Source organism: Mesorhizobium sp. M2A.F.Ca.ET.046.03.2.1, assembly GCF_003952425.1.
In the GTDB taxonomy this organism is placed as follows: Bacteria; Pseudomonadota; Alphaproteobacteria; order Rhizobiales; family Rhizobiaceae; genus Mesorhizobium.
The window spans coordinates 2,792,257-2,809,030 of the sequence record NZ_CP034449.1; the positions used below are offsets into that span (position 1 = coordinate 2,792,257).

Here is a 16,774-nt window from a genome sequence, read left to right on the forward strand (position 1 = left end):
GAGAAGGAAGGATAGCTGCCGCCGGCGGCGGAGCTACAGGATGAAGCGCGACAGGTCGGTGTTGCGCGACAGGTCGCCGACATGCTTCTCGACATAGGCGGCGTCGATGACGACTTGGGTGCCGTTGCGGTCCGGCGCGTCGTAGGAGATCTCGTCCAGCACGCGCTCCATGACCGTCTGCAGGCGCCGTGCGCCGATGTTCTCGACGCTGGCGTTGAGGTCGACGGCGATGCCGGCCAGCGAATCGATGGCGTCGTCGGTGAAGCTCAGCTCGACGCCCTCGGTCTTCATCAGCGCGATATACTGCTTGATGAGGCTGGCCTCGGTCTCGGTGAGGATGCGGACGAAATCCGCCTTCTCCAGCGCGCGCAGCTCGACGCGGATCGGCAGGCGGCCCTGCAATTCCGGCAGCAAGTCTGACGGCTTCGAGACGTGGAAGGCGCCGGAAGCGATGAACAGGATATGGTCGGTCTTGATCGGCCCGTATTTGGTCGCGACCGTGGTGCCTTCGACCAGCGGCAGCAGGTCGCGCTGCACGCCCTCGCGCGACGGGCCGCCCGAAATGTCGCTCCTGGCCGCGATCTTGTCGATCTCGTCGAGGAAGACGATGCCGTCGTTCTCGGCCGAGTCCAGCGCGCGACGCACGACCTCGTCCTGGTCGAGCAGCTTGTCGGACTCGTCGTTGACGAGCAGCGCGTAGGAATCGCGCACCGTCGTCTTGCGGGTCTTGGTCCTGCGGCCGCCCATCGCCTTCGACAGCATGTCGTTGATGTTGAGCACGCCGACATTGGCGCCCGGCATGCCGGGGATCTCGAAGCCTGGCATGCCGCCATTGCCGGTGTCGGCCACCTCGATCTCGATCTCCTTGTCGTCGAGCTCGCCGTCGCGCAGCTTCTTGCGGAAAGAATCGCGCGTGGCCGGGCTCGCCGTCTTGCCGACCAGGGCTTCCAGCACGCGCTCCTCGGCGTTGATCTGGGCGCGCGCGGCGACATCCTCGCGCATCTTTTCGCGGGTCAGGCCGATGGCGACCTCGACGAGGTCGCGCACGATCTGCTCGACATCGCGGCCGACATAGCCGACCTCGGTGAACTTGGTCGCCTCGACCTTGACGAAGGGCGCGCCGGCGAGCCGCGCCAGGCGGCGCGAGATCTCGGTCTTGCCGACGCCGGTCGGGCCGATCATCAGGATGTTCTTCGGCATCACCTCTTCGCGCATCTGGCCTTCCAGCTGCTGGCGGCGCCAGCGGTTGCGCAAGGCGATGGCCACGGCGCGCTTGGCGTCCTTCTGGCCGATGATGAAGCGGTCGAGTTCCGAAACGATTTCGCGGGGAGAAAAGGTGCTCATATTACTCAAATTCCACTTTGCCACTGCCTGATGGACTCGAACGGATGCAGCAGCATGATCACGTTGAGCGTCAGATTGTCCCGGATGATGTAGCCCGTGCCGAGCTCGAAGATGAGCGCCAGGGCCACGATCACCCATATAGGTAGCTTTCGCGCCATCACAAATCCCAGCACCATGAACAGCGTGTCGGACACCGAGTTGATGATCGAATCGCCGTAATAATTCAGCGAGATGGTGCCGGCGCGGTAGCGCTCGATGATGAAGGGGCTGTTCTCCAGGATCTCCCAGCCGCCTTCGATGAGGACGGCGAAGGCGAGCCTCAACCCGACCGGCGAGCGCGGGAACAGCGCCCAGGCCAGCGCATAGAACAGGAAGCCGTGGATGATGTGCGAGAAGGTGTACCAGTCGGCGATGTGCTGGGAATTCTCCGAGCTGTTGACCACGCCGTGCCAGAGCTTGACGTAGCCGCAGGTGCAGATCGGCGGATGCCCCATGCCGTATAGGGTGCCCGCCTGGAACACGATCAAGGCGAGCACCAGCAGCAGGCCCATGCGCCAGCTGTCCTCATAGGCGGAAAGAGTCTTGTCCTCAGGCGCGGTCATTCGTCAGTCCCCCAGATCTTCATCGTCGTCTTCGTCCGCATCGACGGCCATCAGCACGACGTCCCCATATTGCGAATGCCTGTGGCCGATCGGCCTGAAGCCGGCCTTCTCATAGGCGCGGATGGCGCGGCCGTTGTCGGGATGCGGGTCGATGATGACGCGCGGCGCGCCTTCCCCGAACAGTTCCTCGACGAACTGGCTCAGGATTGCCGAGCCATGGCCGACACCGACCAGCTCCGGCGGGCCGATCGTAAGATCGACGCCCAGCGTGCCGAAGGGCTGGTCGGCGTAAGGATGGTCGTCCTCCAGATGCGGATCATAGCTCTGCAGATAGGCGATCGGCCTGCCGTCGAGCTCGACGATCAGCGGCTCCACCGAGACCGAATCCATATGCTCGCGGATCTCGGCGATTTCCTTGTCCGGATCGTCCCAACACTCAGCGACATGCGGCTCGCGCAGCCACCTGGCGATCAACGCCAGATCCTTCTCGGTGACCGGCCGAAAATCGTAGCTATGCTGCTGAGTGACCATGACCTTATCCAAAAACCGGCTCCCACTTTTTGGGATCATGGTCGGCAAGCTCAAGCGGCATCGAGCGTTTCGACAACAAAATTGTTGTTGGTGTAGACGCAGATGTCGGACGCGATCTGCATGGCCTTGCGGGCGATCTCCTCGGCGTCCTTGTCGGTGTCGATCAGCGCGCGGGCCGCGGCCAGGGCGTAATTGCCGCCGGAGCCTATGGCCATCACGCCATGCTCGGGTTCCAGCACGTCGCCATTGCCGGTCAGCGCCAGCGAGACCGACTTGTCGGCGACCAGCATCATGGCTTCCAGGCGGCGCAGGTAACGGTCGGTGCGCCAGTCCTTGGCGAGCTCGACGCAGGCGCGCGTCAGCTGATCGGGATATTGCTCGAGCTTGGCTTCGAGCCGCTCCAAGAGGGTGAAGGCGTCGGCAGTGGCGCCGGCGAAGCCGGCAATGACGCTGCCTCCCTTGCCGATGCGGCGCACCTTGCGGGCGTTGCCCTTCATGATGGTCTGGCCAAGGCTGACCTGGCCGTCGCCGGCGATCACGACCTTGTTGCCCTTGCGCACGCTGATGATGGTCGTGGCGTGCATGGTGAGTTCATTCGACATTTTGAGCTCCGATTCGCGCTATCCCTTGAAGGCGATTGGCGCGGTACGAGTGAGTTGGATGGGCCATATGTATGCATAAGGCCAATGATTGCAAACCGCCCCGCGGCGAAGGCCGATAGTGGCCGGAATGGCAACTGGCAATCGCCGGATCATGCTGATAGAAGGCTTTCGTTTTCAAGCCCGGGGCCCCGATCAGGGCAATAAGGACACGACGATGACGCGTTCGGCCGAAGTCAGCCGCAAGACCAGGGAAACCGAGATTTCGGTCTCGGTCCATGTCGACGGCAAGGGCAAGGCCGACATTTCGACCGGCGTCGGCTTCTTCGACCATATGCTCGACCAGCTGTCGCGCCACTCGCTGATCGACATGACCATCAAGGCCAAGGGCGACCTGCATATCGACGACCACCACACGGTCGAGGATACGGGGATCGCGATCGGCCAGGCGCTGAGCAAGGCGTTGGGCGAGCGGCGCGGCATCATGCGCTACGCCTCGATCGACCTTGCCATGGACGAGACGCTGACCCGCGCGGCGATCGACGTGTCCGGCCGGCCGTTTCTGGTCTGGAACGTCGGCTTCTCCTCGCCGAGGATCGGCACGTTCGATACCGAACTGGTGCGCGAGTTCTTCCAGGCTCTGGCGCAGAATGCCGGCATCACGCTGCATGTGACCAACCATTACGGCGCCAACAACCATCATATTGCCGAGACCTGCTTCAAGGCGGTGGCGCGCGTGCTGCGGGCAGCACTCGAGCCAGATCCGCGCCAGCCGGATGCCGTGCCTTCCACCAAGGGATCGCTGAAAGGATAGGCTATGGCGATCTATGTCGTGATGGAGCCGCCGGCCGGCAAAAAAGCCGAGGACGTCCATTTTGTGCGCGACAGCTTCACCTGGCTCGGTTTCCTGTTCTCGCCGCTCTGGCTCGCCTGGAACCGGCTGTGGATCGAGGCGGTGTTGGCCTTCGTCGTCATGGCGGTGTTGTCGGCGCTCGGTGAGAGGCTCGGGCTCGAATGGGCCGGATCAATGCTGTCACTGCTGGTCTCGCTCTATGTCGGCTTCGAAGGCCAGGCCCTGCGCATCGCGACTCTGCGGCGGCGCGGCTGGCGCGAATGGGGCGTGGTCGAGGCCGGCGATCTCGCCGATGCCGAGATACGCTTTGCGGCGGAGGTCGATGACCATGAGCCAGAGCCAACGCCAATGCCGCGCATCATACCGGACGCGTCGCTGGCGCGACCGCCGCAAACCGGCATGGCGCTGGGCCTGACCCATACGCCTGGAAGGCCCTGACATGCGGGTAGCCATCATCGACTACGGCTCGGGCAATCTGCGCTCGGCCACCAAGGCTTTCGAGCGCGCCGCGCGCGAGGGAGGCATTGCAGCGACGATCGAGCTGACGGCCGATGCCGAGCGGGTGCGTTCCGCCGACCGCATCGTGCTGCCGGGCGTCGGCGCCTATGCCGACTGCGCCGCCGGCCTGCACGCGGTGCCAGGCATGTGGGAGGCGGTGGAGGAAGCGGCAATCGCCAAGGGGCGGCCGTTCCTCGGCATCTGCGTCGGCATGCAGTTGATGTCGCAACGCGGGTTGGAAAAGACCATCACCAAGGGCCTTGGCTGGATCGCCGGCGACGTCAAGGAGATTCAGCCCTCCGATCCAACGCTGAAAATCCCGCAGATCGGCTGGAACACGATCGACCTTATCCGCCCCCATCCGCTGTTTTCCGGCATCGAGACCGGCCCGAGGGGACTGCACGCCTATTTCGTCCATTCCTATCATCTGGACGCGAAGAACCCGGACGAGGTGCTGGCGGTTGCCGACTATGGCGGCCCGGTGACGGCGGCGGTCGCCCGCGACAACCTCGCCGGCACGCAGTTCCATCCCGAGAAGAGCCAGGCGCTCGGCCTGGCGCTGATCACCAATTTCCTGAAATGGAGGCCCTGAAAATGAGCAGGAAGGGCTATTGGATGGCGATGATCGATGTCCGCGATCCCGACGTCTACAAGCAGTATATCGAAGCGAATGCCGTCGCCTTCGCGAAATACGGGGCGAAATTCGCGGTCCGCGCGGGCCGCTACGAGAGCCCGGAAGGACCGACCGGCAACCGTCACGTGCTGGTGGAGTTCGAGTCCTACGACAAGGCAATCGAATGCTATCATTCGCCTGAATATCAGCACGCCTCGAAATTCCGGCTCGCCGCTTCGACCGGTCATTTCGTCATCGTCGAGGGCGACTGACCCATGATCCTGTTTCCAGCCATAGACCTCAAGGACGGCAAATGCGTGCGCCTGAAACACGGCGACATGGCCACCGCCACGATCTATAATGACGACCCCGCCGCGCAGGCACGGGCCTTCGAGGACCAGGGCTTCGAGTGGCTGCATGTCGTCGACCTCAACGGCGCCTTCAAGGGCCAGAGCGTCAACAGCGCCGCGGTCGGGGCTATCCTCAGGGCGACGAAGAACCCGGTGCAGCTCGGCGGCGGAATCCGCACCTTGCCGCAGATCGAAGACTGGCTGGACCGCGGCCTGACGCGCGTCATCCTCGGCACCGTGGCCGTGCGCGAACCCGAACTCGTCAAGGAAGCGTGCAAGGCTTTTCCGGGAAAAATCGCAGTCGGCATCGACGCCAAGGGCGGCAAGGTGGCCGTCGAGGGCTGGGCCGAAGCCTCCGAGCTCGGCGTCATCGAGCTGGCCAGGAAATTCGAGGGCGCCGGCGTTGCCGCTATCATCTACACCGACATCGACCGCGACGGCGTGCTGACCGGCATCAACTGGGATTCGACCATCGACCTCGCGGAAGCGGTTTCCATTCCCGTGATCGCATCCGGCGGCCTCGCCTCGATTGCCGACATCGTGCGCATGACCATGCCCGACGCGCAAAAACTCGAAGGCGCGATCTCGGGCCGCGCCCTATATGACGGACGTATCGACCCGGCCGAGGCACTGGCGATCCTGCGCGGCGAACGGGCGGAGGCAGAATAGTGAACATCTCGATCATCCTGGCATCCTATGACAGCGGCCACTTCCACGGTGGCTGCGGCCAGGGCCCGGACGCGCTCATCTCGGGCGGGCTGGCCGAGGCGCTGAAGCTCGCCGGCCACGACGTCGAGGTGAACGACATCGGCAAGGTGGTCGAGGACGAAGAAGAGCGCGAGATCGGCACCGGCTTTGCCGTCTGCAACGCCGTTTCAGGCGAAGTTCGCATGGCGCTGGACAAGAAGCGGTTTCCGATCGTGCTGGCCGGCAACTGCCTGACCGCCGCCGGCGCCGTGGCAGGCGCCGGCGCCGACGCCATCATCTGGGCCGACCAGCATGGGGACCTCAACACGCCGGAGACCACCACAACGGGCTTCCTCGACGGCATGGCGCTGGCCACCGTGCTCGGCCTCTGCTGGCGGCGGATGGCGAACCAGATCCCCGGCTTCAAGCCAGTCGATCCGTCGCGCAGCGTCCTAGTCAACGCGCGCGACCTCGACGCCGCCGAAAGAGAACTGCTGGAAAAGCTGCCGATCGTCCGGACCGAATGCCCCGACTGGAAGAGCGCTGCGCAGAGACTGAAAGCCGACGGCGCACGCCCGGTCCACATGCATGTCGATCTCGACGTGCATGACCCCGAGAAGCTGCAGGCCAACCGCTACACCACGCCCGGCGGCCCGGTGCCGGAGCAAGTGCGCATGGCGATGTGCGGCCTTGCCGGTCCGCTTGCCATCGCCGGGCTCACCATTTCCGCCTACGATCCGGCCTTCGACCCCAAGGGCGACGTGCCGCCGCTGGTCGGCGAGCTGGTGGTCGACCTGCTGTCCACCCTGGAAAGCAAGTGATGCTGAAAGCCCGCGTCATCCCCTGCCTGGACGTCAAAAACGGCCGCGTGGTCAAGGGCGTCAATTTCGTCGACCTCATCGACGCCGGCGATCCGGTCGAAGCCGCCAAGGCTTATGATGCCGCGGGCGCCGATGAGCTGTGCTTCCTCGACATCACCGCCTCGTCGGACAATCGCGAGACGATCTTCGACGTGGTCGCCCGGACCGCCGAGCAATGCTTCATGCCGCTCACCGTCGGCGGCGGCGTGCGCCAGGTGGCCGATATCCGCAAGCTGCTTCTGGCCGGCGCCGACAAGGTGTCGATCAACACGGCGGCGGTGAAGAACCCCGATTTCGTCACGGAGGCCGCCGACAAGTTCGGCAACCAGTGCATCGTCGTGGCCATCGACGCCAAGAAGGTGTCGGCGGCCGGCGAGGCCGACCGCTGGGAGATCTTCACCCATGGCGGTCGCGAGAAGACGGGCATCGACGCGGTCGACTTCGCCGCACGCATGGTCGATCGCGGCGCCGGCGAGATCCTGCTGACCTCGATGGACCGCGACGGCACGAAGGCCGGCTACGACATCGCGCTGACCCGCGCCGTCGCCGACGCGGTGCGCGCGCCGGTCATCGCTTCGGGCGGCGTCGGAACGCTCGATCACCTGGTCGAAGGCATCCGCGACGGCCATGCTGGCGCCGTGCTTGCCGCCTCGATCTTCCATTTCGGCACTTACTCGATCGCCGAGGCCAAGGCATACATGGCCAAGGCCGGCCTGCCGATGCGGCTGGACTCGGCCGCCCATCGGGCTTAAAGCATGATCCCGCAAGGTTGGGGACCGGTTTTCGGAAAAGATCATGCTTAAACAAGCAGATAGATGACCGACATGGCTCAATTTTCGCTCGCCGAGCTGGAAACGATCATCCATCAGCGCGCCCATTCCGGCGACCCGGACTCATGGACGGCGAAACTGTTCGCCAAGGGCATGGACAAGGCGGCGCAGAAGCTCGGCGAGGAGGCTGTGGAAGCCGTGATCGCCGCCGTCCGCGGCGACAAGCAGGCCCTCGTTTCGGAAAGCGCGGATCTTCTGTATCATTGGCTGGTCGTGCTCGGCATCGCGGGCGTTCCGTTGGACGACGTGCTCAAGGAGCTCGAGGGCCGCACCGGCCGCTCGGGGGTTGCCGAAAAGGCGTCCCGCCCCCGGGTTTGACGCCCGGGGCACACGGCGAGGAGGGCAGGAAACCCGATGGACCAGCTGACTCCGACCGAGAAGTATTCCCCTTATCGCTTCTTCTCCGCCGAGCAATGGTCGCAGTTCCGCGCCGACACGCCGCTGACGCTGACCGAGGACGAGATCGACCGGCTGCGCTCGCTCAATGACCCGGTCAACCTCGAAGAGGTCAAGCGCATCTACCTGTCGCTTTCCCGCCTGCTCTCGGCGCATGTCGAGGCGAGCCAGCTGCTGTTCAGGCAGCGCCAGGCCTTCTTCAAGGCGCAGGACATCGTCAAGACGCCTTTCATCATCGGCATCGCCGGTTCGGTCGCGGTCGGCAAGTCGACCACGGCGCGTGTGCTGAAGGAGCTTCTGGCGCGCTGGCCGTCGAGCCCCAAGGTCGATCTCATCACCACCGACGGCTTCCTGCTGCCCAATGAGATCCTGCGCCGCGAGAACCTCATGGAGCGCAAGGGATTTCCCGAGAGCTACGATGTCGGCGCGCTGCTGAGATTCCTGTCCGGCATCAAATCGGCGCAAGGCAGCGTCCGCGCGCCGGTCTACTCGCACCTGACCTATGACGTCATCCCCGGCGAGTTCGTCACCATCGACCGTCCCGACATCCTGATCTTCGAAGGCATCAACGTGCTGCAGCCGGGCAAGCTGCCGAAGGACGGCAAGATCGTGCCGTTCTTGTCAGACTTCTTCGATTTCGCCATCTATATCGATGCCGACGAGAAGCTGATCCACCAATGGTACATCCAGCGCTTCATGCGGCTGCGCGAGACCGCCTTCCGCAATCCGGACTCCTTCTTCCACCGCTATTCGCAGCTTTCCGAGGATGCCGCGCGGGCCATTGCTGAGGGGCTTTGGGCCAATATCAACCTGAAGAACCTGCGCGAGAACATCCTGCCGACCAGGGCGCGGGCCGATCTCATCCTGCGCAAAGGCGCCAACCATTTGATCGAGGAAGTGGCGCTGAGGAAGCTGTGAGGCCGCGCCCGACGCCGGATCGCCATTCTTCACATCTGCGAGGCAGCTCCTTCGCGCCACGATCCAATCTGGATCGCTGAAAATTCGGGACGCGGAAGCCCTCTTCCTTGCGCTATGCCAGACGGAAAATCGCCGGGGCAGTTGCCCCAGAACGGCTGCGCCCTGAACCGCTACGCCAGCGACGGCTTTGCGGAGATTTCAGCCTTCCGGCTTCCCGTCCATTTCGTAGACAGCATCCACGCGCGAGAAACAATGGCACCAGGACGGCAACGCAATATCCGCCCCAGGTGAAGTAATGCGTGACGAAAGGCCAGAGCCAGCAAATCGCGAGTATCAGCCGGGGCGGCCTTGACGTCATCGCGGCCAGCATGGCGACAGCGACGGCCAGACCGATCGTGTCGTAGGTGTAGCCGTAGGGCGTGGCAAGGATCGCAAGGACAGCGGTCAGCGCCACGCGTTCCTGATGCGAGACCTGGCGCCCCGGCCGCCAGAGCCAGACCGCTATGGCGATGGAAATGATAGTCGCGACCGCCTGGGCGCCATAGGCGGCGGTTAGCCCGAAGCCGAGCGCCCTCGCCGTGAAGAACAACGTTATCGCATTATACTGATAAGGCTGCGGATAAGGCGCCTCCATGATCGCCGTCATCAAGGGACGGGTTTCGGTCAGGAACAGCCGCCGTTCTGACCGAATATCGAGTTCCAGATAACGGCGGGACTGAGGACGACCGCCAGTTCCACCAGCGCTCCGAGTTTCAGCGGCCGGATTGCCAGCCACAGACACAGAACGGTCCCGAACGTCCAGACCAGAAAGGCGGGCAGGATCGGCAGGGTCGCGAGCGGGACGCCGAGCAAGAGGATGTTCGGCGGATAGCTCCATTCCTGATTTGGAAGGTCGGGCGAGAACATGCCGCGCAACGCCGCGCGGTAGGCGTCCGCATCGAAAAGCACGGCAACATGGCCGTCGATGGCCAGGCGGGAGCCGGCCCAGAGATTGGTGAAATCCCAGTAGGGCAGCCTGTGCGATAGCTCGGAAAACCCTCTGCCGTCGAGGTTCCACAACATGCTCAGGTAGACCTCGGCCATCCAGATACCGATCATCGATACGACCGTGACCATTGCCACGTCCAAGAGGCTTCGGGTCCTGATCCAGTTCGGTTCCATGGCGATCTCGATTTGGCAACCGCGCTTGTAGCGTGGGTGTCCTTAAAATCGCGTTGCCCCCGGACATGGTCAGCCAGGCACCGTCACCCGCCGCAGCGTCAGATTGATGCGGCCGCCATTCTTCAACAGCGCCGATGTCGCCGGATAGATGCGATCGACGCCATGGAAGGCGAGGCGCCCCTCGCCGCCGAGCACGACGACGTCGCCGCTCTTCAGCCTGAACGATTTGGTGCCGCCTTCGCGCGTGTTCTGGCCGACCCGGAACAGGCAGTCGTCGCCCAGCGAGACCGACACAACGGGCGCGTCAAAATCCTGCTCGTCGCGATCCTGGTGCAGACCCATCCTGGCGTCCGCCGCATAGAAGTTGACAAGACAGGCCTCGGGCGGATGCGGGTAAGCCGAGACTTCGCGCCACAATTGCAGCAGCGCCTCGGGGATCGGCGGCCAAGGCTCGCCGGTCACCGGATGCGTCGGCTGGTAGCGGTAGCCGCGCTCCTTGTCGGTCACCCAGCCAAGCGCGCCGCAATTGGTCATGCGCACGCTCATCTGCTTGCCGGTGCGCGGCATGGCGGGCACGTAGAGGGGTGCGGCCTGCACCACGCGCCGGATCTCCTTGACCAGCGCTTCCTGGGCGGGGCGAGCGATGTAGCCCGGCATGTGGCGGACGCCTTTGGGCAGAACGAGCATGGATCGATCCGATCAATTGGCCCGAAAGCATGCCACCGAAGGAAGAGTTCCGCGACCCGAAAACGGCCGCTCGTTTCCGGCATGCTGTTCTCAGTCGCTGTCGACGCGACCGCGCAGCTTCTTCACCGTCGACCGGCCTGCCTTGCTCTTGAGGCGGCGCTCCACGGCGCCTTTGGACGGCCTGGTCTTCTTGCGCGGCGGCGGTGGCGGCTCGGCCGCCTTGGCGACCAGCGCGGTCAGGCGCGCCCGCGCGTCGGCGCGGTTCTGCTCCTGGGTGCGGAACCGGCCGGCCTCGATGACGATGACGCCGTCCTTGGTGGCGCGCTGGCCGGCAAGCTTGATCGCGCGGACGCGGACCCGCTCGCTAAGGCCCGAAGCGTTCGCCGCGTCGAAGCGCAACTGTACGGCGGTGGCTACCTTGTTGACGTTCTGGCCGCCCGGGCCGGACGAGCGGATGAAGTCCTCATGCAGGTCGCCCGCATGGATGACCGCTTCGCCTGATATGATGATGTCGTCGTCGCTCGCCATGGAGCACTCATGACGCGACGGCTGCAAAAAGAAAAGGCCCGGCGCAGGGGGCTTCACCGTTTCACGGAAACGGCGAATCCTCCCTGGCTCTCAATGTTGACGCAATTCCGGACGGAAAACCGTTTTGCACTTTTCCTGGAATTGCGCTGGCCGGGCCCTGGAGGTGAGGACGCTCGAGGCAGCGATTATTCCGCCGCCTCCTGCAGGCGCGGCGCTGCGCCCAGGATGGTGGCGTCGACGTGACGCTCGAACTTCTCGAAATTGGTCGCGAACATGTTGACCAGCTTCGCCGCCTGGCGGTCGTAGCCGGCCTTGTCCGCCCAGGTCGAGCGCGGGTCGAGAATGGCGCCGTCGACACCCGGAACCGCCACCGGCACCTCGAAGCCGAAATTGGCGTCGGTGCGGAACTCGGCCGACTTCAGCGAACCATCGAGCGCGGCGCCCAGAAGAGCGCGCGTCACCTTGATCGGCATGCGGCGGCCGGTGCCGTAGGCGCCGCCGGTCCAGCCGGTGTTGACCAGCCAGCAATCGACCTTGTGCTCGGCGATCAGCTCGCGCAGCAGATTGCCGTATTCCGAGGGATGGCGCGGCATGAAGGGGGCGCCGAAGCAGGTCGAGAAGGTCGCCTCCGGCTCGGTGACGCCCTTTTCCGTGCCGGCGACCTTGGCGGTGTAACCGGACAGGAAGTGATACATCGCCTGCGCCGGGGTCAATTTGGCGATCGGCGGCATCACGCCGAAAGCGTCGGCGGTCAGCATGATGATGTTCTTCGGATGGCCTGCGCGGCCGGTCTTCGAGGCGTTGGGGATGAAGTCCAGCGGATAGGCGCAGCGCGTGTTCTCGGTGAGGCTGCCGTCATTGAAATCCGGCACGCGGCCGGCATCGAGCACGACATTCTCCAGCACCGTGCCGAAGCGCTGCGTTGTGGCGAAGATCTCAGGCTCGGCCTCGGCCGACAGCCGGATCGTCTTGGCGTAGCAGCCGCCCTCGAAATTGAAGACGCCGTGCGGGCCCCAGCCATGCTCGTCGTCGCCGATCAGCGTGCGCGACGGATCCGCCGACAGCGTCGTCTTGCCGGTGCCGGACAGGCCGAAGAACACCGCCGCGTCGCCGGCCGGGCCTTCATTGGCGGAACAGTGCATGGGCATCACGCTCTTTTGCGGCAGCAGGTAGTTCAGCATGGTGAATACCGACTTCTTCATCTCGCCGGCATAGGACGTGCCGCCGATCAGCACGATCTTGCGGATCAGGTCGACCGCGATCACGGTTTCGGTGCGGGTGCCGTGACGCGCCGGATCGGCGCGGAAGGACGGCAAATCGATGATCGTCATGTCGGGGAGGAAGCGCTCGAGCTCCGCGGCTTGCGGGCGGATCAAAAGGTTGCGGATGAAAAGCGAGTGCCAGGCGAATTCGGTGATGACCCGGGTCGGCAGCTTGAGGTCGGCGTCGGCGCCGCCGATCAGGTCCTGAACATAGAGATCCTTGTCCGCCGCGTGGGCGCGGAAGTCGAAAAGCAGCGACTCGAACTGGGCGGGCGAGATCGCCTTGTTGTTGTCCCACCAGACATGCGGCTCGGTCGCCTCGTCGCGCACGACGAATTTGTCCTTCGGCGAACGCCCGGTGTGCTGACCGGTCTCGGCGACCAGCGCGCCTTGCGCGGTCAGCCTCGCCTCGCTGCGCCGGATCGCTTCCTCGTAGAGTTCGGCCGCGCCGAGATTGTAGCGCACCATGCCCGTGGTCTTTAGGCCGATCGCGTCAATAGCGCAGTCGGGGTTGCGTTTGCCGGCTTCCGACATCAAATTTCCTCTCTGGATTTGGCCGCATGTGACGGGGATTTCACTGAGCCCGTGCCGGGGGCTGTCAGGTTCAGAACCAGAAAAGCCGAATGATATCAAATCATTAATCGATTTAAAAAATTTGAAAGTTGTTTAAATCGTTTATATGTGCAAAAGTCGCGGACGTTGCCCAAAGGATTGGCAGACTCCAATCGTCCAATCCCGTTATGGGTGCGATGGTGTGTAGCGGCAGGCCGCCCGTGACTTCGGACAGGGCCCGTGCCACATTTTGTACCCAATTTGTCCTGCAAAAGCCCCTTCTCGACGACAGAAGGGACAGCTCATGAGGGAGCCGCTTGAAATGGCAACAATCGCGCTTGTCGACGACGACCGCAACATCCTGACCTCGGTGTCGATCGCGCTCGAATCCGAGGGCTACCGGGTCGAAACCTACACCGACGGCGCGTCGGCGCTGGAAGGCCTGGCGGCGCGCCCGCCGAACCTCGCCATCCTCGACATCAAGATGCCGCGCATGGACGGCATGGAGCTGTTGCGCCGCATGCGTCAGAAATCGGACCTGCCGGTGATCTTCCTGACGTCTAAGGACGACGAGATCGACGAATTGTTCGGCCTCAAGATGGGCGCCGACGATTTCATCCGCAAACCCTTCTCGCAGCGGCTCCTGGTCGAGCGCGTGCGGGCGGTGCTGCGCCGGACCAGCGCCCGCGAGGCGGCGGCCAAGGCGCCCGCCCAGCAGGCCCGCTCGCTCGAACGCGGCCAGCTGGTGATGGACCAGGAACGCCATACCTGCACCTGGAAAGGCGAGCCGGTGACGCTGACGGTGACCGAGTTCCTCATCCTGCATTCGCTGGCGCAGCGCCCCGGTGTGGTGAAAAGCCGTGATGCGCTGATGGATTCGGCCTATGATGAGCAGGTCTATGTCGACGACCGCACCATCGACAGCCACATCAAGCGGCTGCGCAAGAAGTTCAAGGCCGTCGACGACGACTTCGAGATGATCGAAACCCTTTACGGAGTCGGGTACCGGTTCCGCGAAGCATGAATAGGCAGTAGTGAGTAGGCAGTAGGGAATAGTCGGTAGTCAGCTTTGAATAGTGCGAGCGGCCGGTTATGCCAGCTGCGGTCCCCGCCAGCCACTGCTCTATTCCCTACTGCCTACTGCCTACTCACTACTCACTAATTAACCAGGGCCTGCTATTCGATGGCAGTGGAAGTAGAGCGAGGCAGACGGGCGGGCGCGGCAAGGCGTCCGCCGCGGATCGTGCCCGCCTTCGTGTCGAGAATCACGGTGCCGATGCGCCGGTTTCTCGGCCATCACATCTTCTCCAGCCTGACGAGGCGCATCCTGTTCCTCAACCTGGCCGGCCTTGCCGTGCTGGTGACCGGCATCCTCTACCTCAACACCTTTCGCGACGGCCTGATCGACGCTCGCGTCGAGAGCCTGATGACGCAGGGCGAAATCATCGCCGGCGCGATCGCCGCCTCGGCGACGGTGGAAACCGATTCGATCAGCATCGACCCGGAAAAGCTGCTCGAGCTGCAGGCCGGCGAGAGCCTGGGGCCCGGATCGGACCAGCTCGACAATCTGGACTTCCCGATCAACCCCGAGCGCGTCGCGCCGGTGCTGAGACGGCTGATCTCGCCGACGCGCACCCGCGCCCGCATCTATGACCGCGACGCGAACCTCCTGCTCGACTCCCGGCATCTCTATTCGCGCGGCCAGATCCTGCGCTACGACCTGCCGCCCGTCGACGACGAACAGCCCGCCCTCGTGGAGCGGGTCGAGAAGTTCATCTTCGACTTCTTCCGCAACAAGGACCTGCCCGTCTACCACGAGCAGCCCGGCGGCAATGGCGCGGCCTTCCCGGAGGTGGTCAAGGCGCTGACCGGCAGCCCTTCGACCATTGTGCGGGTGAGCGAGCAGGGCGAGCAGATCGTCTCCGTCGCGGTGCCGATCCAGCGTTTTCGCGCCGTGCTGGGTGTGCTGATGCTGTCCACGGAAGGCGGCGATATCGACAAGATCGTCGCGGCCGAGCGCAAGGCGATCCTGCGCGTGTTCGGCGTCGCGGCGCTGGTCACCGCGATCCTTTCGATGCTTCTGGCGTCCACCATCGCCAATCCGCTGCGGCGGCTTTCCGCCGCCGCCGTCAGGGTGCGGCGCGGCGTCAAGAACCGCGAGGAAATACCGGACTTTTCCGACCGGCAGGACGAGATCGGCAATTTGTCCATCGCCGTGCGCGACATGACCAATGCGCTTTACGCGCGCATCGAGGCGATCGAAAGCTTCGCCGCCGACGTCTCGCATGAATTGAAGAACCCGCTGACATCGCTGCGCAGCGCGGTCGAGACGCTGCCCTTGGCGAAGAACGACACGTCTCGCGCGCGTCTGATGGAGATCATCCAGCACGACGTGAAGCGGCTCGACCGGCTGATCACCGACATCTCCGACGCCTCCCGTCTCGACGCGGAGCTGGCGCGCGAGGACGCCGGAACCGTGGACCTGAAGAAGTTCATCACCGATCTGGTCGCGGTCTCGCGCGAGACCACGCGCAACAAGAAGGCTGTCGAGATCGAACTCAAGGTGGCCAAGCTGCCGACCGGCGCCAAGGGCTATTACGTTGTCGGCCATGATCTGAGGATTGGCCAAGTCATCACCAACCTGATCGAGAACGCGCGCTCCTTCGTGCCCGACGAGCACGGCCATATCGCGATCTCATTGGCGCGCGCTGGCAAGTTCAACATCATCACCGTCGACGACAACGGCCCGGGTATCCGGGCCGAGAACATCGACCGCATCTTCGAGCGCTTCTACACCGACCGGCCGGCCGGCGAGGCGTTCGGCCAGAACTCTGGTCTCGGGCTGTCGATCAGCCGCCAGATCGTCGAGGCGCATGGCGGCACGCTGACGGCCGAAAACATCCCCGGCACCAAGCCCGGCGAGATCAAGGGCGCGCGTTTCGTGGTGACGCTGCCGGCGGAAGGCTGACGCTAGCCGAACATGCCGGACACCGCCGCGAAGCCCCTGAATATCCACGGGACGGCCCTCCTGATCGGCGAGCGCGGCGTGCTGATCACGGGGCCGTCCGGCGCCGGCAAGACGACGCTGGCGCTGGCGCTCCTCGATCATTGCCGAACCCGCGGCATGTTTTCCCGGCTGCTGGGCGACGACCAGCTGTTCGCCGCCGCGCATGGCGGGCGGCTGGTGTGCCGCGCGCCGGCAAGCATCGCGGGACTCTGCGAGGTGCACGGCATCGGGCCGCGGCCGTTGGCCTTCGAGCCGGCCGCCGTGATTGACCTTGTCGTTCGGCTTGTCGAGCCGGCCGATATGGCGCGGCTGCAAGACGAAGCCACCGAGACGATCGAGGGTTGCCGGCTGCCCCGCATCGACATCACCCGGCAAAATGTCACCGCCGCGCTGCCCATGCTGATGGCGCGGCTGGCGATCCAGCCTTTTTCATGATCCGGCCGGGGTTTTTTGCTGCGATGCGTCAAAATGGCCCAAGCCGCCGCAATTTTGGGCT

At 64.3% G+C, this 16,774-nt stretch carries 21 protein-coding genes; 12 read left to right on the forward strand and 9 right to left on the reverse strand.

The window, feature by feature from the left end; genetic code table 11:
• Positions 1 to 33 precede the first annotated feature (33 nt).
• From hslU to hslV, 4 genes are read right to left on the reverse strand one after another with little or no spacing between them, the layout of a single operon-like run.
• Positions 34 to 1,344: an ATP-dependent protease ATPase subunit HslU gene (hslU, locus tag EJ072_RS13240; protein WP_126080088.1), complete on the reverse strand. Its 1,311-nt coding sequence runs from the start codon at positions 1,342 to 1,344 to the stop codon at positions 34 to 36.
• A 5-nt stretch (positions 1,345 to 1,349) separates the two neighbouring features.
• Entirely contained in the window at positions 1,350 to 1,946 is a 597-nt protein-coding gene (locus EJ072_RS13245) for a DUF2585 domain-containing protein (protein WP_126080089.1), read from the reverse strand.
• A 3-nt stretch (positions 1,947 to 1,949) separates the two neighbouring features.
• The gene (locus EJ072_RS13250) at positions 1,950 to 2,477 is read right to left on the reverse strand and encodes a GNAT family N-acetyltransferase (RefSeq protein ID WP_126080090.1); all 528 of its coding nucleotides are present in this window, start codon (positions 2,475 to 2,477) and stop codon (positions 1,950 to 1,952) included.
• 50 nt (positions 2,478 to 2,527) lie between these two features.
• Positions 2,528 to 3,079: an ATP-dependent protease subunit HslV gene (gene hslV / locus EJ072_RS13255; RefSeq protein ID WP_040986886.1), complete on the reverse strand. Its 552-nt coding sequence runs from the start codon at positions 3,077 to 3,079 to the stop codon at positions 2,528 to 2,530.
• Positions 3,080 to 3,293: 214 nt separating this feature from the next.
• Here hslV and hisB point away from each other — a divergent pair, with 214 nt between their 5' ends.
• The 9 genes from hisB to coaA all read left to right on the forward strand — a co-directional run bounded on the left by hisB (position 3,294) and on the right by coaA (position 9,081).
• Positions 3,294 to 3,890 (forward strand): imidazoleglycerol-phosphate dehydratase HisB, encoded by a 597-nt coding sequence (gene hisB, locus EJ072_RS13260; RefSeq protein ID WP_126080091.1) that lies wholly within the window; start codon positions 3,294 to 3,296, stop codon positions 3,888 to 3,890.
• A gap of 3 nt (positions 3,891 to 3,893) precedes the next feature.
• The gene (locus tag EJ072_RS13265; RefSeq protein WP_126080092.1) at positions 3,894 to 4,367 is read left to right on the forward strand and encodes a DUF2628 domain-containing protein; all 474 of its coding nucleotides are present in this window, start codon (positions 3,894 to 3,896) and stop codon (positions 4,365 to 4,367) included.
• A gap of 1 nt (position 4,368) precedes the next feature.
• The gene (gene hisH, locus EJ072_RS13270) at positions 4,369 to 5,019 is read left to right on the forward strand and encodes an imidazole glycerol phosphate synthase subunit HisH (RefSeq protein ID WP_126080093.1); all 651 of its coding nucleotides are present in this window, start codon (positions 4,369 to 4,371) and stop codon (positions 5,017 to 5,019) included.
• A gap of 2 nt (positions 5,020 to 5,021) precedes the next feature.
• The gene (locus EJ072_RS13275) at positions 5,022 to 5,312 is read left to right on the forward strand and encodes a DUF1330 domain-containing protein (protein WP_126080094.1); all 291 of its coding nucleotides are present in this window, start codon (positions 5,022 to 5,024) and stop codon (positions 5,310 to 5,312) included.
• A 3-nt stretch (positions 5,313 to 5,315) separates the two neighbouring features.
• The gene (gene hisA, locus EJ072_RS13280) at positions 5,316 to 6,059 is read left to right on the forward strand and encodes a 1-(5-phosphoribosyl)-5-[(5-phosphoribosylamino)methylideneamino]imidazole-4-carboxamide isomerase (RefSeq protein WP_126080095.1); all 744 of its coding nucleotides are present in this window, start codon (positions 5,316 to 5,318) and stop codon (positions 6,057 to 6,059) included.
• Positions 6,059 to 6,898 carry an arginase family protein gene (locus tag EJ072_RS13285; protein ID WP_126080096.1) on the forward strand — a complete coding sequence of 280 codons (840 nt, stop codon included), beginning with the start codon at positions 6,059 to 6,061 and terminating at the stop codon, positions 6,896 to 6,898. The genes hisA and EJ072_RS13285 overlap by 1 nt, the downstream gene beginning before the upstream one ends.
• Positions 6,895 to 7,689, forward strand: coding sequence for an imidazole glycerol phosphate synthase subunit HisF (gene hisF / locus EJ072_RS13290; RefSeq protein WP_189341946.1), 795 nt, complete (start codon positions 6,895 to 6,897; stop codon positions 7,687 to 7,689). Before EJ072_RS13285 ends, hisF begins: the two co-directional genes overlap by 4 nt.
• A 72-nt stretch (positions 7,690 to 7,761) precedes the next feature.
• The gene (locus EJ072_RS13295; protein ID WP_126080098.1) at positions 7,762 to 8,085 is read left to right on the forward strand and encodes a phosphoribosyl-ATP diphosphatase; all 324 of its coding nucleotides are present in this window, start codon (positions 7,762 to 7,764) and stop codon (positions 8,083 to 8,085) included.
• Between the two features lie 36 nt (positions 8,086 to 8,121).
• Positions 8,122 to 9,081, forward strand: a complete 960-nt coding sequence (gene coaA / locus EJ072_RS13300; RefSeq protein WP_126080099.1) for a type I pantothenate kinase — start codon at positions 8,122 to 8,124, stop codon at positions 9,079 to 9,081.
• Between the two features lie 112 nt (positions 9,082 to 9,193).
• Here coaA and EJ072_RS13305 read toward each other — a convergent pair whose 3' ends face one another.
• From EJ072_RS13305 to EJ072_RS13330, 5 genes are all read right to left on the reverse strand, one after another.
• The gene (locus EJ072_RS13305) at positions 9,194 to 9,730 is read right to left on the reverse strand and encodes a hypothetical protein (protein WP_126080100.1); all 537 of its coding nucleotides are present in this window, start codon (positions 9,728 to 9,730) and stop codon (positions 9,194 to 9,196) included.
• A gap of 14 nt (positions 9,731 to 9,744) precedes the next feature.
• Positions 9,745 to 10,242: a glycosyltransferase family 87 protein gene (locus EJ072_RS13310; RefSeq protein WP_126080101.1), complete on the reverse strand. Its 498-nt coding sequence runs from the start codon at positions 10,240 to 10,242 to the stop codon at positions 9,745 to 9,747.
• A gap of 69 nt (positions 10,243 to 10,311) precedes the next feature.
• A complete protein-coding gene (locus EJ072_RS13315; protein ID WP_126080102.1) occupies positions 10,312 to 10,929 on the reverse strand; it encodes an alpha-ketoglutarate-dependent dioxygenase AlkB in 618 nt (205 codons plus the stop codon).
• Between the two features lie 90 nt (positions 10,930 to 11,019).
• Complete coding sequence (gene arfB / locus EJ072_RS13320) at positions 11,020 to 11,457, reverse strand: alternative ribosome rescue aminoacyl-tRNA hydrolase ArfB (RefSeq protein ID WP_126080103.1); 438 nt, start codon at positions 11,455 to 11,457, stop codon at positions 11,020 to 11,022.
• A gap of 185 nt (positions 11,458 to 11,642) precedes the next feature.
• Entirely contained in the window at positions 11,643 to 13,253 is a 1,611-nt protein-coding gene (locus EJ072_RS13330) for a phosphoenolpyruvate carboxykinase (RefSeq protein WP_126080105.1), read from the reverse strand.
• Positions 13,254 to 13,593: 340 nt separating this feature from the next.
• Between EJ072_RS13330 and EJ072_RS13335 the strand changes: the two genes are divergently transcribed.
• From EJ072_RS13335 to EJ072_RS13345, 3 genes are all read left to right on the forward strand, one after another.
• Positions 13,594 to 14,295: a response regulator transcription factor gene (locus EJ072_RS13335; protein WP_095819116.1), complete on the forward strand. Its 702-nt coding sequence runs from the start codon at positions 13,594 to 13,596 to the stop codon at positions 14,293 to 14,295.
• A gap of 159 nt (positions 14,296 to 14,454) precedes the next feature.
• On the forward strand, positions 14,455 to 16,239 hold the full coding sequence (locus EJ072_RS13340) for a sensor histidine kinase (RefSeq protein WP_126080106.1): 1,785 nt from the start codon (positions 14,455 to 14,457) through the stop codon (positions 16,237 to 16,239).
• Positions 16,240 to 16,251: 12 nt separating this feature from the next.
• A complete protein-coding gene (locus EJ072_RS13345; RefSeq protein WP_126080107.1) occupies positions 16,252 to 16,713 on the forward strand; it encodes an HPr kinase/phosphorylase in 462 nt (153 codons plus the stop codon).
• Positions 16,714 to 16,774: the final 61 nt, after the last annotated feature.